Below are 21621 nucleotides of genomic sequence, written 5' to 3' on the forward strand. Positions count from 1 at the left end.
GGTTTTCCTTTCGTGTGGTTCGTGTGGTTTATGCGGGTTCCCAGGTGAGGTCGCGCAGTCGGCCGATGTCGCCGTCGCGTACGGCCCGGGTGATGGTCTGCGGGTCGGCCCCCTCGTTGAGGGCGGTGGCGACGGTGCAGGCGAGCGCGTCGCAGATGGCGTCGGGTTCGCTGCGGTGGAGGAGTTGGAGGGTGTGGCGGCATTTCCAGGTGTGTTGGTGGCTGTTGCCGGTGCCGGTGGTGTTGGTGTGGGTGATGCCGAGTTCGTGTCCGCGGCGGAGCCAGTTGCGGAAGCGTGCGTCCCAGTCGGCGCTGAGGGTTCCCTGGTCGAGTGCCTGGTCGACGAATTTGGCCGCTTCGGCCTCGCAGTCGAGTCCGAGCCGGGCGGCGAGCGCACGGTGTTCGGGTGTGGGTTTCCAGTCGCCTATCGTTTTTGCCTCGCGCGCGTTACTCTCTCTCGGTTCTATATAACTTTCTTCCTTATATAGGTTTGGGCGTAATGATGTTGCGCCCCTTATTGCGCCCCTACCGGCTGTTTTTTGCGCCCCTAATTGCGCCCCTAAAGTAGCTTGAGGCGTAGTATGCTGCGCCTCGGATTCGCCGTTTTCTAGGGGCGCAGTTTTTGCGCCCCTGAAGTCCTTCATGCTGAGGTTCCAGACGATTGGGCGGTGGCGTCCGTAGTGTTCGGTGAGCCGCTGGTCTCCCTTGACGATCAGGCCGGCGTCCTCCAGGTCGTGCAGGCCGTTCTGGATGGTGCGGCGGCTGTAGCCGGTGAGGGCGCAGAGCCGTTTCTGCGAGGGGAACGCGCCTTCGCCTCTGGTGTCGGCGTGGTCGGCGAGCGTGAGCAGGATGCGCAGCAGCGCGCCTTTGACCATTTCGGCGGGCACTTCGTACATGGCCCATTCGAGTGCCTTCATGCTCATGATGCTTCTCCTTCGGTGATAGTGATGTCGATCCGGTACCAGCCGGGTTCTTCGCTGGGTTGGCCGCCCCGGTAGTCGGGGCCGGTGATGTGGGTGCTGTCGTCGTCGGGCCATATGCCGGCGTCGGTGAGCGCGTCGATGATGGCCTTGACCATGGGGGCGGCGTTCTCGGGGTCGAAACGCCCGTGGGTGAGCGGGTGGATGGTGGCGATGACGCGGACGGGCCATGCGGTCGGCGTGTCGAGGGAGCCTCTGTTGACGGCGTCGCGTGCGGCGATGAGGGCGCGGCGTCTGACTGCGCTGGTTCGCCGGTATTTCGCGCGCCAGTGGCCGCGCCTGTTCTGCGTCCACCATTCGGCCCCGGGGATGCGGATGGTGATGGTCCTGCGGATGGTGATGTCGGGCGTGCTCATGATTCCGCTCCCCCGATGTATTGGGCGATGACCTGCTCCCCGTCCTCGCCGTGGCGCAGCGCGGCCCTGTACGCGCCCCTGGGGCTCCATGTGCCGCTGAGCCCCTTGTTGATCGTGCGGGCGAGTCCCATGGCTCGTTTGCGGGGCACGTGTTCGGCGATGACCGCTGGCCTGCCGGTCCTTCGGAGGGCGGCGGCGACGCCCTGCCAGTGGCCGACTGCCATGTGGGCGGTGCTCGCGTCCTCGGGCCATTCGTCGAGCCATCGGATGCCGTTCTCGCCGGCGAGCGCCTGGAGTTCGTCGGCGGGCTTCCCGTGTTCGGCTGCGGCTTCGGTGGCCGTGGCCAGTGGTTCGGGTTCGGACTTGGAGGTTTCCGTGGGTTCGTGGTCGGCGACGGTGCGCAGGATGGCGTAGGCGCGGGCGATGCTGATGTGCTGGTTGTGTTCGAGCAGGTCGATGGCTTCGAGGTCGAGGGCGGTGTCGTCGTCGTGCTGCCTGCGCATCCATGTGCGGGCGCTTTTGCGTTCGCCGGGGGTGAGGCCGCTCCATTTGCGTTCGGAGAGTTCCGTGAGTTCCTGGTTGCTTCTGCGTGGCATGGCGGTTTTTCCTTTCGTGGTTTTCGGCTTGGTTTTCTGGGGTTTCGGGTTGTCGGCGAGTGCGCTGCGGTAGTCGGTCCTGGCTTGGGCGCGTCTCATCTCGGCGGCGAGCGCGGGGTCGTGGAGGATGGTGTTGTAGACGCCCATCAGAATTCGGGTTCCTCCTCGGCTTGTGTGCCGGGCGCCCCGAATGCGGGGCCGCTGGACGCCCATGGGTCCTCGGGGCTTCCGGGCGTGGGTGCGGCGGGGGCGAATCCGGTTGCGCCGCCCGCGTATCCGTTGCCGGTGTTGCCGGCTTGGCCGCGCGTGTGGCTTGTGCGGCTGACCTGGGCGGTGGCGTATCTGAGGGATGGGCCGATCTCGTCGACCTGCATCTCGTAGACGGTGCGGTTGGATCCGTCCTGTGCCTGGTAGGAGCGTTGCTGGAGTCGTCCCTGTGCGATGACGCGCATGCCCTTGGCGAGGCTGGAGGCGCAGTGGTTGGCGAGATCGCGCCAGGCGGAGCAGCGGAGGAAGAGCGGCTGGCCGTCCTCGTACTGGCCGGATTGGCGGTTCCAGGTGCGTGGGGTGCTGGCGATGGTGAAGCCGCACACGCTTGCCCCGGTGGATGTGGTGCGCAGTTCTGGGTCGGCGGTGAGGTTGCCGATGATGGTGATGACGGTCTCCCCTGCCATGTCACTCGCCGTCCTTTTCCTTCAGGAGCTGTTGGAGCCGTTCGAGCTTCCAGTCGATCTCATTGGACAGTCGGATGAGGCTGTCTGCGGCTGCGCAGGCGATCCGGTAGGGGTCGCTGCCGGTATTCGGCTGCTGGTCGAATTCGCCGACGATGGCGGTGAGCATGCGGATGGTGGAGCCGAGGCTGTCCCTGCGGATGGTCCACAGGCCGATCTGGTCGGTGATGTCCCTGGTGTCGATGTCGTTGGAGTCGTGTGGCATCGGTGTTCCTTTCGTTGATGGTGGATGGTTGTGTTTCGTGGGGCGGCCCGGATTCGGACCGGGCGCACGCCTTTGCCGCGCCCAATGTGATGGTTGGAAGGAAGTCGCGCGATCTCGGCGTGCGGCGAACCGTGCATCCGCCCCTGGGCGCCCGCGCCCATGACGACAAGCGCGGGCGGGTCTTCATTTGCCTTCCGTCTCGTGTTCCGCGATGTCGAGGAAGGTGACGGAGAGGATGCCGCCGGTGATGGCGGCGAGGATGTGGAGGATGCTGAGCGCGCCGTCGAGGAGCGCGGCGAGGGTCCACAGGACGCCCCAGATGCCGATGGCGGCCGTGAGGGCGGAGAGGATGATGCAGCAGACGGTCTTCTGCGTGCGCTGCGCCTCGGTGAGGGGCCTGGGCGTGTCCGCGTGTCTCATCGTTCGCCTCCGTTCGTAGAATCCATGGCATGGACATCAATGTGATCACCGGCGTCGTGGGCGCCGTCACGGGCGTGGCCGGCGGCGTCACCGGATGCGTCGCCCTGCTCCAGACGCGCCGCGGCAACAAGCTCTCGAAGGAGGCCAACGGCTCGGCTGAGGAAGCCAACAGGATCGCCGCCGAATCGAAGCTCGTCGCCGAGCGGGCCAACGGCCTTGCAGGAAAGGCGAACGAGATAGCTGCAGACGCGAACTCGATCAGCCAGCGGGCGTTGTCCGTCACCGCCGACCAGACGGTCCACAAGTGGCGGGTCGAATACGATGGAGATACCTCGACCGTCTTCCTCGTCAACGATTGCCCCAATACGGCACGAGACGTGGCCGCGTTCGTCCGTTTCAAAGACCAGACCGTTGCGAAGCGGCGCGTCGACGAGGTTGCGCCGTTCGGAGAGATCGCGCTCGAAAGCGAGTTCTTCTCCCAGCAGATACTCGAAGACCAGGCCGGCATCGACCGTCTGAACGCCCAGCCCGGCTTCGCCTACCTCGGACGTGGATCCTGCCGCGTGACGGTCCACGTCGCCTACACCACGGAGCTCGGCGCGAGACGCAACGACGAAGTCGAGCAGCGCCTGACCAACGGCAAAAGGCATTGAATCCATCACAGCTCCCCCCTGATCACGTCGATGACGATGGCCACGATCGATTCGATGTCGATGTCCGCGTCGTCGGCGTGCACGGTGCCCAGCGAGGGCCTGACCTCGATGTTCGCCGCCGTGATTGTGTCGCCTGCGGGATCTCCCATGTCCTCTATGACGGCCTCGACACATTTCCTTCCGATGTTGCTGTTCATGGTTATTCCTCCATTGATCTGATCCAGCGTTCCATTGCCGTTTTGCTGACTTTCCTGCGTCCGGGCTTGCCTTCCCTGGTGGGTGCGCGGAAGCTGTCGAGGTCTCCCGTGTCGATCGCGTGGCGCAGGCCGCGCGGGTCGAGCGAGTACACTTGGGCGGCCTGTTCGGGGCTCCAGGCGAGCCGTTCCCCCAATGGGACGCGGCTCGGGTCCTTGTATTCGGATTGGGCTCTCATCGCGCGCCTCCTTTGCGTGTGTGATGTCGGGCGGCGTTAGGAGGACCGCCCGGCCCTCTCCTAAACTCGGTGTCATCCCGCATTTCCGACATGCGGGCCGAACAGTTAGGAGAAGAATCAATGAATACGGATCCGTGGGCTTGGACCCTGTCGACCACGCTGGTCGTCATCGGCTGGGGCGTCACACTTGTCATCGCCATCGTGGGATGGGTTATCACCGCGAGAAAGGACTCGAAGAGCGCGAAGGCGGCACGGGAGAAGTACACGGCCGACTCGAAGCGTGCCGACGAGATGAACGCCACGCTTAGATCGCAGCTCGAAGCGGCGCAGGAATCCGCCGCGGCATTACGAGCGCAGGTGGAGCAGCTCAGGGAGGCCAACCGCATAGCAGACGATGCCAATCCATTCACATCGGTCCCATGGGGTGATCCGGAATGGACCGGGCACGGAGCGCAATTCACCATCCGCAACATGAGCTCGAGGAACGTGGACGTCGTCAGGCTTTCGGCATCCGACGAGGAACTCGACGGGCTGATGTCTTTCGACCAGCAACCGCCTTTCACGTGCGAGCCGAACTCCAGAATCTCGTACATGGCCTTCGGCACCTTGCAGACCGGCACGCCCGACATCGAGATCGTCTGGCGCTGGGAGGGTGACGAAGAGGAGCACACCACCTCACGGCAGAACATCAAGTAGACCGAGCTCATCGTTCACTTCCCAACATCGACATGAACTCCCTCACGTCCACTTCCGCGATAGCGGGGAAGGTCACGATCGCCTTCCCGTCGCCGATCATCTCGACCTTGATCGGGTTGCCCGCCAGCTCCGCAATCCACTTGCCGGAATGCGCGAAGAGGTAGGAGGCGATACGGTCAGCCTCTCCTTGCGAGAGGTCGGTAATGCTGAAACCTACGTACCTGTTCCCGCCCATCACGCGCCAGCCTTCGGGTATTCGAGCCGGAGGGTCTCCTCGCCGAACCGGCGGGCGATCAGGCCGAGCCCCTTCCTGGTGAGCTTCACGGTCGGCGGGAACGCGAACGGGCTGCCGTCCCTGTGCGTGCCGTGGGATTTCGAGGGGACCATGACGAGGTGGCCGGCGTCGACGCGCTTCTGGCGTGCGACCCAATGCCCGTTCTCGCGGTAGATCCACCCGTTGCCTTCGAGCCATGCGAACAGGGTCTTGCGGCCGATGGGACGCCCGAGGTTGCTGAGCAGCTTCGCGCTGTCGCCCACGGAGAGCACGTCCGGGATGTCGACGAACTCGTCCCACATGGACGCCTTCGGCTGGAGCTCGTCGATGCGCGACTGCTGGGCGGCGATCCTCCGCTTCTGCTCCTCCATGGTGCGCTGGCCGATCATCACGGCCTTCGCAAGGATGGTCATGTCGTCGTCCGCGTCCGAGGTCGGGATGTAGCCGCCGGTCCTTCGGATCTGGGGAAGCACCTCATGCGTCACCCAACGTTTGAACTCATGTGCTTCGGGCTTGCGTGATGCAAGGACGAGAGCGTAAAGACCGGATTCGGAAACAATCGACTTGTTCGGACTACCGGGAGTTCCATCATTTAAAGTGATGGAACTTTTCTCATCGTCGTCAAGGCGCGTTAAGGCTTGGCTGACGTTGTTGAGTTCAAGGACTGAGCACACGTCCTTGGCGACGAACCAGGGCTCCCCCGCCTCGTCGGTCAGGGTGCGCAGCGCGGCGCCCTTGAAATCGAATCTCTGTATTTCGTTGTTCATTTGGATTCTCCTTGGTTTTTTTCATCGCTCCTTTGCATATGCTTGTGATGTTCAATACGAGCGTGAAAGGAGGTGAAATGGATAAGAGCATTCTTAAAATTGACGGGGTTGTTCTTCCTGGTGCTCCTGATTTTCTTGTCGAGCAGTTCGACGAAATCGAGGAGATTCTGAGAGGAATGAAACCCGGTGAGCGCAAACGCAAAACCTTCATTGCGAGCACTGACGATGGCAAAGAGAACATCATCACCGTTTCTCTGCATTGTGGTACCACAATGAGCCTCGACGTCATCGATGATGGTTCCGACGCTTATCGAGCGTGCGTGAAACATTTGAGGAGCTAAGAACAGTTCTTTTAAAAGCTCTCTGGCCATTTTCGGAATCGCCGTCCGCGTGCAAGAATTCCAGTTCCTTGCGGACGGCTTTCCTTATCGCGCCCAGCATCGCCGGGTGCAGGCGTTCGAACTCCTCGACGGAGATCGGGTTCGTGGATTCGTCCGGCGTCTCGGCCGGAATATTGATGCTCATTTCGGATTCTCCTTTCGATTCATGGGTCGGCGAGCGCCGACTGCTCATGGTCTGATCTGGTTGATGCCGTCGATCGGCTGGAGGAGCTTGATCATGAGCTGGTAGAGGCTCATGCCGAGCATTCCGGCGGCTTTCTCGAGTTGTTCGGTAGTGAATGAACCCTCGCCCTGCAATCGCTTACTAATGTTTTGCTCACTCACACCAAGCTCCTTGGCGAGTGCGGCCTGCGTCTTGCGGTGTCGTGCGAGTTCGCCGCTGAGGTTTCGTGCGATGGTTTCCGTTTCGCTCATTGGTTGCCGCTCCTTTCTGGTTGGTCCGTTCCCTTGCGACAACTCTCAATCTACCTATTTAGGTGATTCAATGTATCTACCTATATAGGTTCTTTACAAAATCTACTTATTTAGATAGACTTCAGGCATGGCACGAGGATCTAAAAACGAAGTCACCGAAGACAGCAAAAGAATCATCGATGTATGTCGGCAACTGTTGAAAAATAGCGGCATTACGATAGATGAATTCTTCGATTCCAGCGGATTGAGCAACAATTACTGGTACAAACGCATGCGCTATGAGGCGCCGTTGAACACGTCCGACGTGGAGCACATCGCCTCCACATTCGGGCTCACCAGCCTCGACATCTACACCCGCGCCCTGGGCAGCGATGCCGCACGAGCCTACGCCGCCCGCGAGCGCGAGTTCCAGGTCACGGATGATCTGGTTGATCGTATCGCTTCCCGTCCGGAGGATTTCGGCGTTGCTGCCAACGACGATCCGAGCAAGGCTCTCGAAGCGGAAACGCCAAGAGATTGAATTTTTGATGCAAATCAACCAAGGAAAGAAGGAAACCATGTACAGGAAGACAATCGCAACGGCCGTTGCCGGTCTGCTCATTCTCGGGCTTGGCGCATGCGGCAACGCCAGTGACGCCAAAACCGCCGACGCCGGCAGCACGAGCCAATCGCAGACGACGAAGAAGCCGGCAGAGAAGAAGCCGGTAGAACAGCCTGCGGATCTGACCGGCACGTGGAAGCAGACCAACTCCGGCAGCACGGATTCCTGGATGGAGGCCGAGATCACGGCCGACACGATCACCGTCCAGTGGGTCAGCGACAACGGCGATACGAAGAGCCTGTATTGGAAGGGCTCTTACAATGCGCCGGACAAGGCCGGCGACTGGAAGTGGACGAGCCAGGGAGACACCGCGGCGATGCAGGCGTCCCTGCTCGGCTCGCAGGACGCCACCAAGGACTTCACCTACACCAAGGCGGACGGCGTCAGCTGGGAGACCACCGCGATGGGCACCACCACAGTGGTGAAGACCGCCAAGCAGTGAACGACGCCACATTGACGTCCTGGTCGAAGACGCTGGGCGTGCGCGTGGAGGAACGCCGGCTGGCCGGAGACAGGTGCGGCATCTACTACGATCCGCTCCGCCTCATCATCATCGACGAACGGCTGGCCGGATTCCAACGCCGCTGCACACTGTGCCACGAACTCATCCACGCGAAATACCACGATTCCGGATGCGGCACGCAGTATGGGGTGAAATGCGAGCGCCGTTGCCGTAGGGAGACCGCGCTGGCGTTGATCTCGCCGGTGGATTACGGCATGGCCGAGACGGTGTACGAGGGCAATGCGTGGATGATGGCAGTGGAATTGGGTGTCACCATCCAGGTGTTGAACGACTACCGGCAGCTGCTTTATGATTCCGGCGTGTGCGTGCAATAAAAAAAGACCCCGGCCGTCCGCATACCGCGAGCGCCGGGGTCTGTCATATGCCGAGTGTCGGCTGCTGTTCGATGGGGATGTGTTCGATTACCTTGGTGATTCTTCTGTGTCCGGTTTCGAGGCGTCCGTCGCGTACGTATTGTTCCGTTTCCAGGTTTACCTTGAGCAGGTCTCCGCTGCAGAACGATTCTTCGTGGCGGTTGAGTCTTGCGAGGAATCCGTCATCGGCGATCTCGCACCAGAATTTCTCGTCGCCCTTAGAGAATTTCCATTTGCGTGACTGGAATTGGATGGTGTCGATCTGCAGCGTGGTGGTTTCGGCGGATGGTTCGATCGGCTGATCGGAGAGTGTCAGGTCGGTCATCGATTCGGACGCGTCTCCCGGTACTGTCGCATCGTTCCCGCTGTCCTTGTGGATGAAGCGCACTGGGTCGTATCCGTCCTCGGATGCGGGTTTCGTGGCGGCGCCCAGGTCGTTGATGATCTTGCCGTCGCATGCGGCGCGGTAGCTTCTGCGGCTCGCGCTGAGCTTCGCCTTTCCTATCTGCAGGTCGATCTGCGTCTCGTGCTGTTCCACGACCTCGTGTTCGCCGGGTTTGACGGTTCCGGTCTGCTCGTGTCTGGTGAGGAGTATCTTGAGCACGTCTATGATGCCGGAGGCGAGGTTCACCACGTCGATGGTCTCGCCGCCCTGGCCGAGGCTGATTGCGGTTCCGAGTATCTGCAGGATCACGTCGAAGGAGCCGGCCTTGGTGGCCGTGATGCGCACGTCGAGGTCGGCGAACGGGCAGGAGAGCTCCTTGTATCTGTCTATGGCGTCGGCCAGTCCGATGAGCGCCGGGGCGAGGTCTCGGACGCTCATGGAGTGCTCGTCGACGGACGGTCCCGAGAAGTAGACCTCCATGGTCGTGGACTGCGTTTCCGATTCGCGCGTTTTTCTCTTCAGCAGGCTCATACTCGTATTCTATCCTTCGGGAGTTTCGGGGAGAAATGGGGGGGCTCGGCCGACCGCGGCATGCAGGCGGCCGGGCCTTGCCTTATTCGTCGATGACCTCGGCCTCCACGGTCTCGCCGCCCAGGTCGGGGATGGCCTGCGCCATGAGGCGGCCGAGGGATGCGGCGTCGCGGTGCGTGTAGCGCATGGTCATCTGCATGCTGGTGTGGCCCATGACGGCTATGCGCGCGTCGTCCGGCATGTTCGCCCGTGCGGCCATCGTGGCCATCCAGTGCCTGGCCGAGTGGATCCTGACCTGCGGGAGCCCGGCCGCCTTCAGGGCCTTGCACCATTGGTAGCGTTCGGTGCTCGAGCAGACGGGGTTGCCCCGCGCGGACGTGAACACAAGCTCCCGGCTCCCGATGCCGTTGTCCCCGATCCACTTCCACAGGCGCTCCCACAGGCCGCCGCTGACGGGCACGAACCGTTCGGCGGCGGGCGTCTTCGGGGTGGTGAGCCACAGCGAGCCGGTGAGGTGGGTCGCTTCCAGCCAGTTGGGGATCTCGACCTCGCCCGGCCGTCCGTAGCGCTGGATCTGCTGCCGGACGTGGATGCCGGGCTGGCCGTCGCGCAGCTCCAGCTCGTACGGCATGAGCGCGTACCGCTCGCCCTCCCTCATGCCGGTCTCGAACGCGAGCTCGAACAGGAGGGCCCACATCTCGAGGTCCTCCTCCGTGCGCCGCGGCCCGCGTCTGGCCTGCGGCATGGAGGCCGCGGCCTCGATCATGCGCCTGGGCTGGTCGGGGCCGAGCACGTCCACCACGCGCCGCTCGACCCTCGGCGGCTTGACGCGCCTGCATGGGTCGATGGGGATGAGCTCCTCGAGCTCGGCCTGGTCGAGCACCATCTTGAGGCTCACGTAGTGGTCCTTGAGGGTGCTGGGCGCGAGCCGCTCCCCCAGCACGCGCATGCAGCGGCGGATGTGCTCGGGCGTGAGGTCCTTCAGGCGCACGCGGCCGATCACGTCGCAGCACGCCTTGAGCCTTCCGGCGCGGGTGCGGTAGGTGGTCGGCTTGACGCGCGTGCGGTAGTCGGCCAGCCAGCGCTCCACGTAGTCGGCCAGGTACGGGCTCTTCCCGCCGGGCAGCAGGCCCGTGCGCTCCAGCTCCTCGAGCTTCGCATTGAAGCGCGCCCTGGCATCGGCCTTCGTGCGCCCCCTCGCTTCGAGGATGCGCCGCTTGCCGGTGGCCGGATCCTTCCCCAGGTCTTTGCGGAACCGCCAGACGCCCTTCCCGTCCCTGAACACGCTGCCGGATCCGGGCGTTCTTTTTCTCGTGGCCATGATGGTCTCCCTTCGTTGAGGGAGTGCCTTCGCATGCCCTCGCAAGAGCACTCTAAAAGCACTCAAGCGTTGGCAACAGCCGCCCGAGACGTGGCAAGAACCGCCGTTTCCCGCGCATTCAAAAACGGCCTGTTCCCAACGGTTCGGACACCCGGAACCGTTGGAAACAGGCCGTTCTCAGGCGGTCGGCATCACTTCTTGGAAACGTTGAACTTGAATTCCACGATATCGCCGTCCTGCATGACGTAGTCGCGGCCTTCCTGGCGGAGCTTGCCTTCCTCCTTAATGGTCACCATGGAGCCATCAGCGGCGACGAAATCGTCATAGGAAACGATGTCGGCCTTGATGAAGCCCTTTTCGAAGTCGGTGTGAATCACGCCGGCGGCCTGAGGGGCGGTGTAACCCTTGTGGATCTGCCATGCACGCACTTCCTTCTCGCCTGCGGTGAGGAAGGTGGACAGGCCGAGGGTGTCGTAGCCGACGCGTGCCAGCTGGTCGAGACCGGATTCCTCCAGTCCTGCGTCGGCGAGCATTTCGCGGGCGTCGTCCTCGTCCAGCTCGGTCAGGTCGGCTTCGAACTGCGCGTTGAGGAAGATGGCCGGAGCCGGAGCGACGGTGGCGGACAGTTTGGCCTTGAGCTCGTCGTTCTGCAGCTCGGAGTCGTCCACGTTGAACACGTAGATGAACGGCTTGGCGCTCATCAGATGCAGGTCGTACACGGAGTCCTTGTCGAAACGGCCTTCACGGGCGGCCTTGTCGAGCGTCTCGCCGGCTTCGAGAATCTCCTTGGCCTGCTTGACGGCATCCATGTATGCCGGTTCGATCTTCTTGCCGCGCAAATCCTTTTCCAGCTTCGGCAGCGCGTTCTCGATGGTCTGCAAATCGGCGAGGATGAGCTCTGTGTTGATGGTGTCGATGTCGTCGGCCGGATCGACCTTGCCGTTGACGTGCACGATGTCGTCGTCTTCGAAGGCTCGCACGACCTCGCAGATCGCATCGGCCTCACGGATGTTGGCAAGGAACTTGTTGCCCAGGCCTTCGCCTTCGGAGGCACCCTTGACGATGCCTGCAATGTCGACAAAGGTGACGGTGGCGGGCACGATCTTCTCGGTGTGGACGAGCTTGGCCAGCACGGGAAGACGCTTGTCCGGCAGCGGCACGACGCCGGTGTTCGGCTCGATGGTGGCGAACGGGTAGTTTTCCGCAAGCACGTTGTTGCGGGTCAGTGCATTGAACATGGTGGACTTGCCGACGTTCGGCAGTCCGACGATTCCGATAGTAAGAGACATGGTTCCCAACCATACAACCACCGGCCTATGAACCTGTTCGCACCGAGCCGCTGCCGTGTTGTGCCGGCAGACCAATGATGGCCGTATCCGGCACCGCCCGATCTCGAGTCGGTTCCTTGTCGAATTCCCCTATCCGACCTGCAGAACGCGTCTCATGCCCGATCTGGCGAATGAGCGGCACCGGATTCCTTGCTGAACGGGGTGGTAACGGCCACCGTCACTGTTCGATCGCGTCGACGGCCTTGATGATCGCGCCACGGAACGCGCTCTCCTCCAGCGAGGCGACACCTTTGATGGTGGTGCCGCCAGGCGAGCATACGGCATCCTTCATGGCACCCGGGTGTGTTTCCGTGGCGAGATACAGAGCACCCACACCTTCCACCATCTTCGCAGCCAAACGATATGCCGTGGCACGTTGCAAACCGTATTTCACACCGGCGTCGGCGAGCGCTTCGATGTACATGTCGGTGAAGGCGGGCGCGCATCCGGCCACGCACATGGCGATGCCCATGTGTGCGGAGTCGACGCGTTCGATGAGGCTGATCGGCGCGAACAGCTGTTCGAATGTTTCGGTCTGCGTCTCGCTAAGGGTGTTGTCGGATTCGGTGACGAGCACGCCTTTGCCTACGGCCATTGGCGTGTTCGGGATGGTGCATTGGATGTGCACGGCGTCGAACTGTTCGCCGAATAGGTAACGGTATTTGTTGAGATCCCAGCCGGCTGCGATGGAGACGACGAATTTGCTGCTTTGGGCGAGCTTGGCGACGATGGGGCCGATTACGTCTTCGATCTGGTAGGGCTTGATGGCGATGACGACCACGTCGGCGGCGTCGGCTACTTCCGCGGCGGTGTGTACGGCTCGGATGCCGAATTTGGCGGCGTTGCGTTCGAGTTTGTCGTAGTGGGCGGCGCAGGCGACGATGTGTTCGCCGTCCAGTACGCCGGCGTCCACCATGCCTTGTGCGATGGCCTGCGCCATGTTGCCGTATCCGATGAATCCGATGGTGTGGTTGTTCATGGGGTTTCCTTCCCTGCTTCCTGTTGCAGGAAGCAATGGTTCGTGTTGTGTCCGCCGGTTCGGCAGCGGGTTGTGTGCTTAAGGGGGTTAGAACAGTTCTTCCAGGTCGCCGCGGTTCAGCGCTTCCGTGTAGAGGTGTTTGAACACCGTGCTGCCGTGTAGTCCGTCGTGTTCGAATTCGTTGGTGGTCCAGTAGTGCGAGTTGCCCACGCGCGAGAGGGTGTCGAGTTGCAGCCCGGAGTCGACGTACATGTCGTCGAAGTATACGGCGGCCTGCAGTGGCACCTCGTTGCCTGCCAGCTGGTCCGCGTCGTAGATCGTGCCGAAATGCGTGCTTTCCATCAGCACGTCCATGGCCGGTTTGAAGGGGCGGAGTGCCGCCTCCTGTTCGAACATCCATGGGAACATCGCTTCGCCGGTGAAGTTGAGCGGACGCTCCCCCGCATCGAATTCCGGATGCTCGTCACGTACACGCTGCGCGGCCCAACGAATCGGCGTTTCCAGTTCGCCGTTGGCGTAGATGAACTCCTGTAGCGGCCAGTACAACGGGCGGGAGGCGGTGGCGTCCATGACCTTGGCGAGGAATTCGTCGGAGAGCTCGGAATCGGCGGATGCGGAGCCGTCGCCGTCAAGGAAGGCGTCGTCAAGAATCCAGTGGACGCGTTCGAAGCTTGGTTTCATGCCGAAATCGGAGCCGAGCATCTGGAAGCGTTCGACGGTGAGCGGATCACCGTTGGGCAGGCTCACGGGTTCGGCGGCGAGCCTGTCGGCGATGATGGCCGCACGCTCGACGTCCTGTGGGTAGCGCTTGTAGAATTGCGCGGTTTTGCGGGCCATGCGCGGGAAGGTGTGGCGGTATACGTCGGTGGCGTCGGCGGGGACGTGCGGAATGCCGCCGGTGGTGAAGCCGGCGGTCACGCCGCCCGGGAACAGCGAAAGATACGTCAACGTCAGGAATCCGCCATAGCTTTGACCAAGCGTGACCCAACGTGCGCCCCCAAATTCGGTGCGACGCAGATGTTCGAAGTCGCGCACGATGGAGTCCGCGAGGAAATGCTTAAGATATGCGGCGCCTTGCGTGCCGTCCATACGGTTCATGATGTGGGTGTCGACGCGGGAGGAACGCCCGGTGCCACGCTGGTCAGGCAGCACCACACGGAAATGCTTGACGGCCTCTTCAATCCACCCGTCAGAACTTGGGCTGAGCGGACGCGGGCCGGAACCACCGGGACCGCCCTGCAAAAACACGAGCAGCGGCAGATCATCATGCACATGTTCGGGAGCGGTGACCACACGGTAGAACAGGCTGATCGATTCGCCATCGAACCCATGCCCCGGCTCATGACCGGCCCAATCCAACGGCACCTTGATGGAACGATCCTCAATATGCAATCCGGGCACGTAGTATTCGCTCAGCAACGTCATGCATTCACCTTTCCCTTGGCGTCATCGGCATGTTCAATGCGATTGGTAACGTCCATCTCACCCACATGCGGAGACAACCTTACCTCACAAAAGCGGCTTTATCTTACCGCTATTTCATTCCCACGCATGATGGCGTCACAGCATATCTGGCGCTAGGGTGGAACGTATGTCGAATCTCAAGCAGCGTCTCTTGTCATGGATGCATGGCCATGTTTTCGCCGGCGATCTCATCATCACGCTTGTTATAGGTGTTCTGCTGTTCGGCGTGACCGGCAGCATCACCTATAATCCGGGATTGCTGTTCGACCTTAAGTCTTCCACGCAGATGGCATGGGAAGCGGCAATGCTTATTCCGCTGCTGATTCGTCGATGGCGACCGCAGACCGGAGCGTTGCTCTGCGTGGCATTGACCTTGGCGCATCTCATATTCGGCCCCTGCCTATTGGGCGCCGATATTCTGGCATTGTTCATGCTGTATTCAGTGATCGTCTACGGCAATCCCAAAAACACGAAAGCCTTCATTATTCTGGCGTTGACCATCGGTCTTCTGGCTTCGGCGCTGGTGGCATGGACCATGACCAATGGACCACTGCTCACCGGAGGCAAAGTGCATACATGGAGCAGCTGGAACGGCTCAGATCCGAATGACATTATGGTCACGGAAGACACTCTCGGTTCCATCTACACAGGAACATCCATGTCGAAAGTCACCGACATGATGGCGCAATACATGCTGGTACTGACGCCGATTTTCGAAGTATGCATTATTTCCACCGTCATTGTAGCGTTCTGGCAGCGTGCCCGTCTGGCAACCATTCGCATGATGCGGGAACGCAATGAGGCAATCGCCGCGCGAGACCAGAATGAACGCGATATCGCCGCGTTGGCGGAACGCGCACGCATCGCACGTGACATGCACGATGTGGTGGCGCACACCCTGTCAATCATCATCGTGCAGTCTGACGGCGGTCGCTATGCAGGCACGCATGATCCCGCGGTGGCCAGAAACACCATGGAGACGATTCGACACGAATCGGAACGCGCACTGCATGACATGCAACGTCTTCTGGGAGTATTCGGGGGTTCACCGCACGCCGATTATAACGATATCGGCAATCTTGTGGAACAAGCGCAAAACGTCTCCCCCGACATTCGAATCCGACGGAATATCACCGGCACCGCCAGCCCAGAACAACTCAGCGAACAAGCCTCAATAGCTTCCTACCATGTAGTGCAGGAGGCGCTGACGAATATCCGCAAGTATGCGGGGCCGCACGTCGATGTACATATTAAAGAGTTATGGAACAACGGTTTGCTCACTGTGACCATCACCGACAATGGTCATGGCGCGGCGGCCAATATCGATGGGCATACGCCAGGTTACGGCCTGCTGGGCATGAAAGAACGCATCGAATCGGCCGGAGGCTCATTGCAGGCTGGGCCCCGACTCGGCGGAGGCTTCGAAGTCATGGCCACCCTGCCTTACGGCGGTAACGAACAGGTGACAGACGAAACCGGCGAACAGTATGCCTCGGAACAGTCCGAATCGTGCAACACAACTGCCATATCCAGCACAGCGAAATTATCCGACGAAGCAATCGCACCTCACACAGTCGTCAACATATCGGCGCGAATCCCAGATCAGCCATCGGAGCAGACGCAGGAAACCAACCAACCGACCGGTCGCGATCATCGTTCGAATGCCCGGCAACATTTGCGCATCACCGCACCCAATCTGCATGATTTGCTCAAATCGTTGAAACTGAAATCCGTGGAACCTGCAAATACATCCAATTCGCGAGGGCTGAATTGGGTGGAACGTGTTTCCGCGTGGACGCAGCATCATTATGTGCTCATGGATACCGTTGGTGCCGTGGCATTGGTCACGCTGCTGAATCGCATGTCGATCACGCTCTTTTTTGATAGTTCATCTCATGCGCAGCTCTCACATGCGATCGCCGCATGCTGCTTGCTGGCGCTGGCTCTTCGCCGCAGGTTCCCCGAGACTTGCGCGCTTATTGTGCTCGTATTGTCGGTTGTGCAATTGGTGTTTTTGGGATCGATTGAGGTCGGGCACATCGTAGCGTCGCTGTGCGCACTGTATTCAGCCGTATTGTATGGGCGTGAACACGCATGGCGTTGGACCGGTCTTGCCGCTGTCACCTGTTCGGCTCTGATGGGCTTGAAAATCGCAGCCGACCAACATGGATACACTACCTTGTTCGACGCCATCGCCGCTTCCGTGGGCTTGACAAAACCGGTTTCAGCCACGGCAAGTAGTGGTGCAGCGTTCTTTACCGGCGTTATGTATACGGTTGCGGTGTTGATGCTGTGCGCCGGCATTATGGCGTGGGCACGTTGGGCTCGTTCCAGTGATTCAAACGCACTGGTGTTGCAGTCGCGAGAGGAAGCGCTGATGGCCGAGCAGGAGAAGCAACGCATTCTCGCGGCGAATATGGAGCGCGACCGTATCAGCGCCAATATTCAGGCTGAGGTCACTGCCACATTGAACAGTGTGATCAATCAAGCCGTCGATGGCATTCGCATGTTGGATGATGCCGAAGCTCAAGGCAAGGAGCCTACCGCCGACGAGATTTCCGCAGCGTTCAAAGCGATCGGCGAGCAGGGGCGTGCCGCGCTCAAACGTATGCGCGAACTGCTTGGTGTGCTGCGTGAAACCGGTTTCAGTGATAGTTTCCACGCCGATGGCTCGAATGAACTGCAATTGCGACCGGTCGCATCGTTGGATGAACAGTTGCAGCACATACCCCGATAACCGATTCAGGGGTTTTCAGGGAGATGTAAGGGTTTATTTTGCACTGTGAGCGGAACAATGCCGATAAGGTGGAGAGTATGAGTGAAGAACAGAAGATTCGTGTGGTCATTGCCGATGATCAGGAATTGGTACGTGCCGGTTTTGCTATGGTGATCGGGTCCCAACCTGATATGGCGGTCGCGGCACAGGCTCGCGATGGTGCAGAGGCTGTGGCGTTGGCGAAAACACTGCATCCTGACGTGGTGTTGATGGATGTGCGTATGCCAGGCATGGATGGTATTGAAGCGACTCGGCAGATCAGCGCGTTGCAGCATCGGTTCGCTGCCGATGGCACGAAATCAGAAGTCGCCCGTACCAAGGTGATTATTTTGACGACATTCGATTTGGATGAATATGTGATGGCGGCGATCAATGCCGGAGCTTCGGGGTTCCTGTTGAAGGATACGGAACCGGAAACGTTGTTGAATTCGATTCGCACGGTATACCAGGGCAATGCGATTATTGCGCCGTCCGCCACGAAACGTCTTATCGAGAAAATGATGGAAGGCGATTTCATGGCTGCGAATGTTGGTGCACATGGAAATTCCACTGCTTCTTCCACTTCTGATTCGACGTATACCGATCCGGAATTAGATGAACTGACCGATCGCGAGCGCGAAGTGCTTATTGAGATCGCGCATGGATTGTCGAATCAGGAGATTGCCGACAAGCTTTTCATCAGCCTGACGACGGTGAAAACGCATGTGGCGCATATTCTGTCGAAAATCAATGCGCGAGACCGCGTCCAAGCCGTCGTGTTCGCCTATGAAAACCATCTCGTATAAAACCCTCATAAAAACGCATTCAGGCAACAAGAAATGCTCCTTCTTCCGAAGGAGCATTTTATTTAGTGATCTAGGCTTCCGCGAGCGCCTCAACCGGCGGCACCTTGGCCGCGCGGCGGGCGGGCGCGACACTGGCCAGCAATGCTGCCACAGCCGCCACGGCAAGCACAATACCGTTGATTCCCCATTCAAACGGGAACACCACGGTGCCGTACAGACTGAACACCACGTATGCGCCCAGCCAGCCGAACAATGTGCCAAGCAGAATGCCGGCAAGGCCGGATACCACGGAGATGATCAGCGCTTCGATGGCGAGTGACGCCCGTAGCTGGCCGCGGGTCATGCCGATGGCTCGCAGGGTGGCCGATTCGCGGGTGCGTTCGATCACCGATAGGGACAGTGTGTTGGCCACGCCAATCAAGGCGACCAGTACCGCCACGGCGATCAGTCCCACCATAAGCATCATCATGGAGTCGATCATCTGCGCCCAGGTGATGCGTTCGGCGATCGGTCCGGTCACTGTCGCATCAGTGCTCTTTTCCAATGCGGCCTGCATGTCGTTGTAGATGCCGTCGACGGAAACTCCCGACTTGTCAGTATCTGCTTTGACCAGCAACACATGGGTGGCGGCATCAAGGTCACCATTGGTGAAATGACTTTCATCCACGAATCCGACAGCTTCATACTGTGCGGATACGCGACGGTAGTCGGCTTGGTTTGCTTGCAATGTCAGCGAACGCGTAGCGTCGCCGTCCTGGTTCCATTTGGTGGAGAAATCAGCCGTGCCATTGGCGAACTGCAGCTTCTTGCCGGTTTGCGCATTGTATGTTGGCATGAGAACGCTATCACTGTCGATGGAGGCGTTACCCAAGTTGGCACGCATGACCTGCTTGACCTGATCGATGTTCTTCACACCGACCAGCAATGCGGACGTAGGCCGGGTTCCATCCGCTTTCTTCAAGGTCACGGAAACCGCCGGCGCATACAACGTGTCGGACACGCCGTTGATGTCGGCTACATCCTTGGCCATTTGCTGGCTGATGTCATCGCCCATGGCCACGATGTCGACGCTATAACGGGTGGCGAGCGCACCATTCATAGTCCCTTTGGCGCTAGCGGCACCGGTTGCGATGGTGGAAACCAAGGTGACGCCGATGAGCAGAGCGGCGCCGGTTGCTGCGATGCGTCGCGGATTCTTCTGAATGTTGGCGTGTGCAACTGTTGCGGAAGATCCTGTCAGTGAGGCCAACGCTCCAGCGCCCTTCATGAGGGTCGGCATCCAGAACACCGCGGTGACCACCATGCCGAGGAACACCAGTGCAGCGCCGGCGATGGCTATGAGCAGAATCATCGTGAATTGATCGCTGTTCGCTTCCTCGCCGCCATTGGTGGCTTGTACCTGCCAGATGGAAAATACTGCCATGGCGATACCGACCACCACCATCAGAATACCGATTATGGCTCGAGTGAGGCTGGAACGACGGTTGTCGGTCAGTTCAATCGGGCGCAATGCCTCCAATGGCGTCACCGCAGTAGCGGAACGTGCGGATCCCAAGGATGCGAGCACCGTCACCACAATACCGAAGAGAATAGGTACGACGGCGGCCTGCCAAGAGAAATTGAATCGCATACCCTCTTGCATGATGTCACTGACGCACATGCCCCACATGAGCAGACTTCCCAGCACCACGCCAAGCACGGATGCGACGAAGCCAAGCACTGCCGCTTCGAACAGCACGGAACCATACAGCTGGCCTTTCTTCGCGCCGATGGTGCGCAGCAAGGCGAGTGTGCGGCGGCGTTGTGCCACGAGCACTTGGAACGTGTTGGCAATCACCAGTGCCGCCACGAACATGGCAAGCACGCCGAAGCACATGAGGAATGTGGTGACGATGTTGGTTTGGTTGCCGGTTAAGGATTTGATGCTTTCGTCACTGACCTGCTGTCGCGGCATCAAATCGAAATGCTTTGGCAGCAACGCTTTCACACTGTTGATGGTTTTTGCGGATGCGCTGTTTCCATCCAAGGCAAGATCGAGGTATACCGTTGTTGTTCCGGTGGTGTTGAAATCGCCTGTTCCCTGCATTGCGGCAAGCAGATTGTTGGATCCTACAATCGCACCGCCATAGTACGAATAGGCACCGTTTGGATCGGAGGTGAGTCCGACCACGCGCACGTTGTCCGCTTTGGCTTTGCCATCGGCGCCTACCTCATATCGGGAGGTCAGGCTTACAGTGTCGCCAATGCCGACGTTCAGCTGTTTCGCCATGTCTTCCGGCAGTGCGACTTCGTTGGAGTCCTTAGGCTGGTCCCCTTCCGTAATGTTCACGGGGAGCATGTTCTTCTGTGCCGCGGTGGAGATGATCTCACCGCTGATGGTGCTGTCTCCCTTGGAAACACTGGCGCCGGTTTCCACCGAAGCGCGGACGCCGTCGACCCCTTCGATGCCGGCGATCTGGTCGAGATGGAAGTCGCCGACAGTGCTGGAATACGCTTCGTTGAGTTCCTCATCACTCAGGTCGGAGCTGTTGACGGTCACCGCATAGTTGGCGTTTCCGAACATAGCGGTCAGCCGCCGCGTCAGGGAGTCGTTCATGGCATTGCCGAACAGGAAGGTGCTGGCGATGAACGCCGTGCCGATCATGATGGCGATGCCTGCGGGTATGAGCATGCGCTTGGTTTTTCGCATGAGTTTCAAAGTGATGGACCACATGGTGAATTCTGTTCCCTTCTTCGAATGCTTCTACAGTGCGTTTAGTGGGAATGTCTCGCGGAAGCCGCATTCATTGTGGCGGCTTCGCGTTCCTTCATCAACAGTTCACTCATCTGGTCTGCTGTCGGCTTGTTCACGTCCGCCACAATCTGGCCGTCGGCAAACACGAGCGCACGGTCGGCGTAAGACGCGGCGACCGCATCATGCGTGACCATGATGATGGTTTGGCCAAGTTCGTTGACGGAACGTTTCAGGAAGCTCAGCACTTCGGCGCTTGATACGGAGTCAAGATTGCCGGTGGGCTCGTCTGCGAATACTAGTTTCGGTTTGGTGATCAATGCTCGTGCGATGGCCACACGCTGCTGTTGGCCTCCCGATAGTTCGTTCGGACGATGATTGAGACGTTCCTTAAGGCCAAGCGTTTCCACCAGCAGACGCAACCACTGTCGGTCGGGTTTTGCTCCAGCCAAGGTCAATGGCATGAGAATGTTCTGTTCGGCGGTGAACATCGGCAGCAGGTTGAAGCTTTGGAAGATGAATCCGATGTCGTGGCGGCGCAGCAACGTAAGCTGGTTGTCGTTCATGCGAGTCAGATCGTCGCCATTGAATATGATGTGCCCGCCGGTTGCGCAATCCAGTCCTGCCAACGTGTGCATCAACGTGGATTTGCCGGAACCAGAAGGTCCCATAATCGCCGTGAATTTTCCTTTTTCAAAAGCGACGTTGACGCCACGCAACGCATGCACCGTGTTATTCCCGGAACCGTAGTCCTTCACAAGATCCACGGTTGCAATGGCCGTATTGGTAGCTTTGATGGTGTCCCTGATATCCATGCTGTCATTCCTTTCTTCGGATTACCTCCAAAACTACGGAAAAACAGCTGATTCAGATATCATGCGTTGGTCTGAATTATCATCTCATCCTTGAGAATGAGCAA

General features: G+C 59.9%; 27 protein-coding genes. 8 read left to right on the plus strand and 19 right to left on the minus strand.

Annotated elements, in window-relative coordinates:
• Window positions 1-28: 28 nt before the first annotated feature.
• From G1C98_RS05350 to G1C98_RS05375, 6 genes are all read right to left on the minus strand, one after another.
• A complete protein-coding gene (locus G1C98_RS05350) occupies window positions 29-922 on the minus strand; it encodes a helix-turn-helix domain-containing protein (protein ID WP_169079950.1) in 894 nt (297 codons plus the stop codon).
• Window positions 919-1335, minus strand: coding sequence for a RusA family crossover junction endodeoxyribonuclease (locus G1C98_RS05355; protein WP_169079952.1), 417 nt, complete (start codon window positions 1333-1335; stop codon window positions 919-921). The genes G1C98_RS05350 and G1C98_RS05355 overlap by 4 nt, the downstream gene beginning before the upstream one ends.
• Window positions 1332-2078: a hypothetical protein gene (locus G1C98_RS05360; protein WP_169079954.1), complete on the minus strand. Its 747-nt coding sequence runs from the start codon at window positions 2076-2078 to the stop codon at window positions 1332-1334. Before G1C98_RS05360 ends, G1C98_RS05355 begins: the two co-directional genes overlap by 4 nt.
• Entirely contained in the window at window positions 2078-2605 is a 528-nt protein-coding gene (locus G1C98_RS05365; protein ID WP_169079955.1) for a single-stranded DNA-binding protein, read from the minus strand. Before G1C98_RS05365 ends, G1C98_RS05360 begins: the two co-directional genes overlap by 1 nt.
• Window position 2606: 1 nt before the next feature.
• Entirely contained in the window at window positions 2607-2867 is a 261-nt protein-coding gene (locus tag G1C98_RS05370) for a hypothetical protein (RefSeq protein ID WP_169079957.1), read from the minus strand.
• A gap of 183 nt (window positions 2868-3050) precedes the next feature.
• On the minus strand, window positions 3051-3287 hold the full coding sequence (locus G1C98_RS05375) for a hypothetical protein (RefSeq protein ID WP_169079959.1): 237 nt from the start codon (window positions 3285-3287) through the stop codon (window positions 3051-3053).
• A 29-nt stretch (window positions 3288-3316) separates the two neighbouring features.
• On the opposite strand from G1C98_RS05375, the gene G1C98_RS05380 reads away from it, so the two are divergent.
• On the plus strand, window positions 3317-3940 hold the full coding sequence (locus tag G1C98_RS05380; protein WP_169079961.1) for a hypothetical protein: 624 nt from the start codon (window positions 3317-3319) through the stop codon (window positions 3938-3940).
• 5 nt (window positions 3941-3945) lie between these two features.
• Here G1C98_RS05380 and G1C98_RS05385 read toward each other — a convergent pair whose 3' ends face one another.
• Together G1C98_RS05385 and G1C98_RS05390 are read right to left on the minus strand one after the other, a co-directional pair.
• The gene (locus G1C98_RS05385; protein ID WP_169079963.1) at window positions 3946-4137 is read right to left on the minus strand and encodes a hypothetical protein; all 192 of its coding nucleotides are present in this window, start codon (window positions 4135-4137) and stop codon (window positions 3946-3948) included.
• Between the two features lie 2 nt (window positions 4138-4139).
• Window positions 4140-4373 carry a DNA-binding protein gene (locus tag G1C98_RS05390; protein WP_169079965.1) on the minus strand — a complete coding sequence of 78 codons (234 nt, stop codon included), beginning with the start codon at window positions 4371-4373 and terminating at the stop codon, window positions 4140-4142.
• Window positions 4374-4493: 120 nt separating this feature from the next.
• On the opposite strand from G1C98_RS05390, the gene G1C98_RS05395 reads away from it, so the two are divergent.
• The gene (locus G1C98_RS05395; RefSeq protein WP_169079967.1) at window positions 4494-5069 is read left to right on the plus strand and encodes a hypothetical protein; all 576 of its coding nucleotides are present in this window, start codon (window positions 4494-4496) and stop codon (window positions 5067-5069) included.
• A gap of 7 nt (window positions 5070-5076) precedes the next feature.
• On the opposite strand, the gene G1C98_RS05400 is transcribed toward G1C98_RS05395, so the two are convergent.
• A complete protein-coding gene (locus G1C98_RS05400; protein WP_169079969.1) occupies window positions 5077-5304 on the minus strand; it encodes a hypothetical protein in 228 nt (75 codons plus the stop codon).
• Window positions 5304-6110: a BRO family protein gene (locus tag G1C98_RS05405; protein ID WP_169079971.1), complete on the minus strand. Its 807-nt coding sequence runs from the start codon at window positions 6108-6110 to the stop codon at window positions 5304-5306. The genes G1C98_RS05400 and G1C98_RS05405 overlap by 1 nt, the downstream gene beginning before the upstream one ends.
• 77 nt (window positions 6111-6187) lie before the next feature.
• Between G1C98_RS05405 and G1C98_RS05410 the strand changes: the two genes are divergently transcribed.
• On the plus strand, window positions 6188-6451 hold the full coding sequence (locus tag G1C98_RS05410; protein ID WP_169079973.1) for a hypothetical protein: 264 nt from the start codon (window positions 6188-6190) through the stop codon (window positions 6449-6451).
• Here G1C98_RS05410 and G1C98_RS05415 read toward each other — a convergent pair.
• Together G1C98_RS05415 and G1C98_RS05420 are read right to left on the minus strand one after the other, a co-directional pair.
• Window positions 6396-6635, minus strand: a complete 240-nt coding sequence (locus G1C98_RS05415; RefSeq protein WP_169079975.1) for a hypothetical protein — start codon at window positions 6633-6635, stop codon at window positions 6396-6398. The two genes, G1C98_RS05410 and G1C98_RS05415, sit on opposite strands and share 56 nt — an antisense overlap.
• 44 nt (window positions 6636-6679) lie before the next feature.
• A complete protein-coding gene (locus G1C98_RS05420; protein ID WP_169079977.1) occupies window positions 6680-6925 on the minus strand; it encodes a helix-turn-helix domain-containing protein in 246 nt (81 codons plus the stop codon).
• A 127-nt stretch (window positions 6926-7052) separates the two neighbouring features.
• Between G1C98_RS05420 and G1C98_RS05425 the strand changes: the two genes are divergently transcribed.
• The 3 genes from G1C98_RS05425 to G1C98_RS05435 are packed head-to-tail and all read left to right on the plus strand — an operon-like array spanning window position 7053 to window position 8363.
• The gene (locus tag G1C98_RS05425) at window positions 7053-7445 is read left to right on the plus strand and encodes an XRE family transcriptional regulator (protein WP_169079979.1); all 393 of its coding nucleotides are present in this window, start codon (window positions 7053-7055) and stop codon (window positions 7443-7445) included.
• A gap of 37 nt (window positions 7446-7482) precedes the next feature.
• Window positions 7483-7968: a hypothetical protein gene (locus tag G1C98_RS05430; RefSeq protein WP_064773818.1), complete on the plus strand. Its 486-nt coding sequence runs from the start codon at window positions 7483-7485 to the stop codon at window positions 7966-7968.
• On the plus strand, window positions 7965-8363 hold the full coding sequence (locus tag G1C98_RS05435) for an ImmA/IrrE family metallo-endopeptidase (RefSeq protein WP_335341286.1): 399 nt from the start codon (window positions 7965-7967) through the stop codon (window positions 8361-8363). The genes G1C98_RS05430 and G1C98_RS05435 overlap by 4 nt, the downstream gene beginning before the upstream one ends.
• Window positions 8364-8406: 43 nt before the next feature.
• Here the strand turns inward: G1C98_RS05435 and G1C98_RS05440 are convergent, their stop codons facing one another.
• The 5 genes from G1C98_RS05440 to G1C98_RS05460 form a co-directional block, all read right to left on the minus strand.
• Window positions 8407-9318: an LAPAL motif-containing putative phage structural protein gene (locus tag G1C98_RS05440; protein ID WP_169079981.1), complete on the minus strand. Its 912-nt coding sequence runs from the start codon at window positions 9316-9318 to the stop codon at window positions 8407-8409.
• Between the two features lie 82 nt (window positions 9319-9400).
• A complete protein-coding gene (locus G1C98_RS05445) occupies window positions 9401-10639 on the minus strand; it encodes a tyrosine-type recombinase/integrase (RefSeq protein ID WP_169079983.1) in 1239 nt (412 codons plus the stop codon).
• 191 nt (window positions 10640-10830) lie between these two features.
• Window positions 10831-11928 (minus strand): redox-regulated ATPase YchF, encoded by a 1098-nt coding sequence (gene ychF / locus G1C98_RS05450; protein ID WP_169079985.1) that lies wholly within the window; start codon window positions 11926-11928, stop codon window positions 10831-10833.
• 217 nt (window positions 11929-12145) lie between these two features.
• Window positions 12146-12946 carry a pyrroline-5-carboxylate reductase gene (gene proC, locus G1C98_RS05455; protein WP_033521518.1) on the minus strand — a complete coding sequence of 267 codons (801 nt, stop codon included), beginning with the start codon at window positions 12944-12946 and terminating at the stop codon, window positions 12146-12148.
• Window positions 12947-13033: 87 nt separating this feature from the next.
• Window positions 13034-14371: an alpha/beta fold hydrolase gene (locus tag G1C98_RS05460; RefSeq protein WP_169079987.1), complete on the minus strand. Its 1338-nt coding sequence runs from the start codon at window positions 14369-14371 to the stop codon at window positions 13034-13036.
• Between the two features lie 166 nt (window positions 14372-14537).
• On the opposite strand from G1C98_RS05460, the gene G1C98_RS05465 reads away from it, so the two are divergent.
• Together G1C98_RS05465 and G1C98_RS05470 are read left to right on the plus strand one after the other, a co-directional pair.
• The gene (locus tag G1C98_RS05465; RefSeq protein ID WP_169079989.1) at window positions 14538-17147 is read left to right on the plus strand and encodes a sensor histidine kinase; all 2610 of its coding nucleotides are present in this window, start codon (window positions 14538-14540) and stop codon (window positions 17145-17147) included.
• 77 nt (window positions 17148-17224) lie between these two features.
• Entirely contained in the window at window positions 17225-17971 is a 747-nt protein-coding gene (locus G1C98_RS05470) for a response regulator (protein ID WP_169079991.1), read from the plus strand.
• 70 nt (window positions 17972-18041) lie between these two features.
• On the opposite strand, the gene G1C98_RS05475 is transcribed toward G1C98_RS05470, so the two are convergent.
• Complete coding sequence (locus G1C98_RS05475) at window positions 18042-20684, minus strand: ABC transporter permease (protein ID WP_169079993.1); 2643 nt, start codon at window positions 20682-20684, stop codon at window positions 18042-18044.
• A 41-nt stretch (window positions 20685-20725) separates the two neighbouring features.
• Entirely contained in the window at window positions 20726-21517 is a 792-nt protein-coding gene (locus G1C98_RS05480; RefSeq protein ID WP_169079995.1) for an ABC transporter ATP-binding protein, read from the minus strand.
• Between the last annotated feature and the right edge of the window lie 104 nt (window positions 21518-21621).

Source organism: Bifidobacterium erythrocebi (assembly GCF_012932675.1).
In the GTDB taxonomy this organism is placed as follows: Bacteria; Actinomycetota; Actinomycetes; order Actinomycetales; family Bifidobacteriaceae; genus Bifidobacterium; species Bifidobacterium erythrocebi.

Excerpts from the sequence above, each read along its gene's own strand:
- G1C98_RS05350 (WP_169079950.1), bottom strand. The coding sequence starts at position 922 with ATGAGCATGAAGGCACTCGAATGGGCCATGTACGAAGTGCCCGCCGAA.
- G1C98_RS05355 (WP_169079952.1), bottom strand. The coding sequence starts at position 1,335 with ATGAGCACGCCCGACATCACCATCCGCAGGACCATCACCATCCGCATC.
- G1C98_RS05360 (WP_169079954.1), bottom strand. The coding sequence starts at position 2,078 with ATGGGCGTCTACAACACCATCCTCCACGACCCCGCGCTCGCCGCCGAG.
- G1C98_RS05365 (WP_169079955.1), bottom strand. The coding sequence starts at position 2,605 with ATGGCAGGGGAGACCGTCATCACCATCATCGGCAACCTCACCGCCGAC.
- G1C98_RS05370 (WP_169079957.1), bottom strand. The coding sequence starts at position 2,867 with ATGCCACACGACTCCAACGACATCGACACCAGGGACATCACCGACCAG.
- G1C98_RS05375 (WP_169079959.1), bottom strand. The coding sequence starts at position 3,287 with ATGAGACACGCGGACACGCCCAGGCCCCTCACCGAGGCGCAGCGCACG.
- G1C98_RS05380 (WP_169079961.1), top strand. The coding sequence starts at position 3,317 with ATGGACATCAATGTGATCACCGGCGTCGTGGGCGCCGTCACGGGCGTG.
- G1C98_RS05385 (WP_169079963.1), bottom strand. The coding sequence starts at position 4,137 with ATGAACAGCAACATCGGAAGGAAATGTGTCGAGGCCGTCATAGAGGAC.
- G1C98_RS05390 (WP_169079965.1), bottom strand. The coding sequence starts at position 4,373 with ATGAGAGCCCAATCCGAATACAAGGACCCGAGCCGCGTCCCATTGGGG.
- G1C98_RS05395 (WP_169079967.1), top strand. The coding sequence starts at position 4,494 with ATGAATACGGATCCGTGGGCTTGGACCCTGTCGACCACGCTGGTCGTC.
- G1C98_RS05400 (WP_169079969.1), bottom strand. The coding sequence starts at position 5,304 with ATGGGCGGGAACAGGTACGTAGGTTTCAGCATTACCGACCTCTCGCAA.
- G1C98_RS05405 (WP_169079971.1), bottom strand. The coding sequence starts at position 6,110 with ATGAACAACGAAATACAGAGATTCGATTTCAAGGGCGCCGCGCTGCGC.
- G1C98_RS05410 (WP_169079973.1), top strand. The coding sequence starts at position 6,188 with ATGGATAAGAGCATTCTTAAAATTGACGGGGTTGTTCTTCCTGGTGCT.
- G1C98_RS05415 (WP_169079975.1), bottom strand. The coding sequence starts at position 6,635 with ATGAGCATCAATATTCCGGCCGAGACGCCGGACGAATCCACGAACCCG.
- G1C98_RS05420 (WP_169079977.1), bottom strand. The coding sequence starts at position 6,925 with ATGAGCGAAACGGAAACCATCGCACGAAACCTCAGCGGCGAACTCGCA.
- G1C98_RS05425 (WP_169079979.1), top strand. The coding sequence starts at position 7,053 with ATGGCACGAGGATCTAAAAACGAAGTCACCGAAGACAGCAAAAGAATC.
- G1C98_RS05430 (WP_064773818.1), top strand. The coding sequence starts at position 7,483 with ATGTACAGGAAGACAATCGCAACGGCCGTTGCCGGTCTGCTCATTCTC.
- G1C98_RS05440 (WP_169079981.1), bottom strand. The coding sequence starts at position 9,318 with ATGAGCCTGCTGAAGAGAAAAACGCGCGAATCGGAAACGCAGTCCACG.
- G1C98_RS05445 (WP_169079983.1), bottom strand. The coding sequence starts at position 10,639 with ATGGCCACGAGAAAAAGAACGCCCGGATCCGGCAGCGTGTTCAGGGAC.
- ychF (WP_169079985.1), bottom strand. The coding sequence starts at position 11,928 with ATGTCTCTTACTATCGGAATCGTCGGACTGCCGAACGTCGGCAAGTCC.
- proC (WP_033521518.1), bottom strand. The coding sequence starts at position 12,946 with ATGAACAACCACACCATCGGATTCATCGGATACGGCAACATGGCGCAG.
- G1C98_RS05460 (WP_169079987.1), bottom strand. The coding sequence starts at position 14,371 with ATGACGTTGCTGAGCGAATACTACGTGCCCGGATTGCATATTGAGGAT.
- G1C98_RS05465 (WP_169079989.1), top strand. The coding sequence starts at position 14,538 with ATGTCGAATCTCAAGCAGCGTCTCTTGTCATGGATGCATGGCCATGTT.
- G1C98_RS05470 (WP_169079991.1), top strand. The coding sequence starts at position 17,225 with ATGAGTGAAGAACAGAAGATTCGTGTGGTCATTGCCGATGATCAGGAA.
- G1C98_RS05475 (WP_169079993.1), bottom strand. The coding sequence starts at position 20,684 with ATGTGGTCCATCACTTTGAAACTCATGCGAAAAACCAAGCGCATGCTC.
- G1C98_RS05480 (WP_169079995.1), bottom strand. The coding sequence starts at position 21,517 with ATGGATATCAGGGACACCATCAAAGCTACCAATACGGCCATTGCAACC.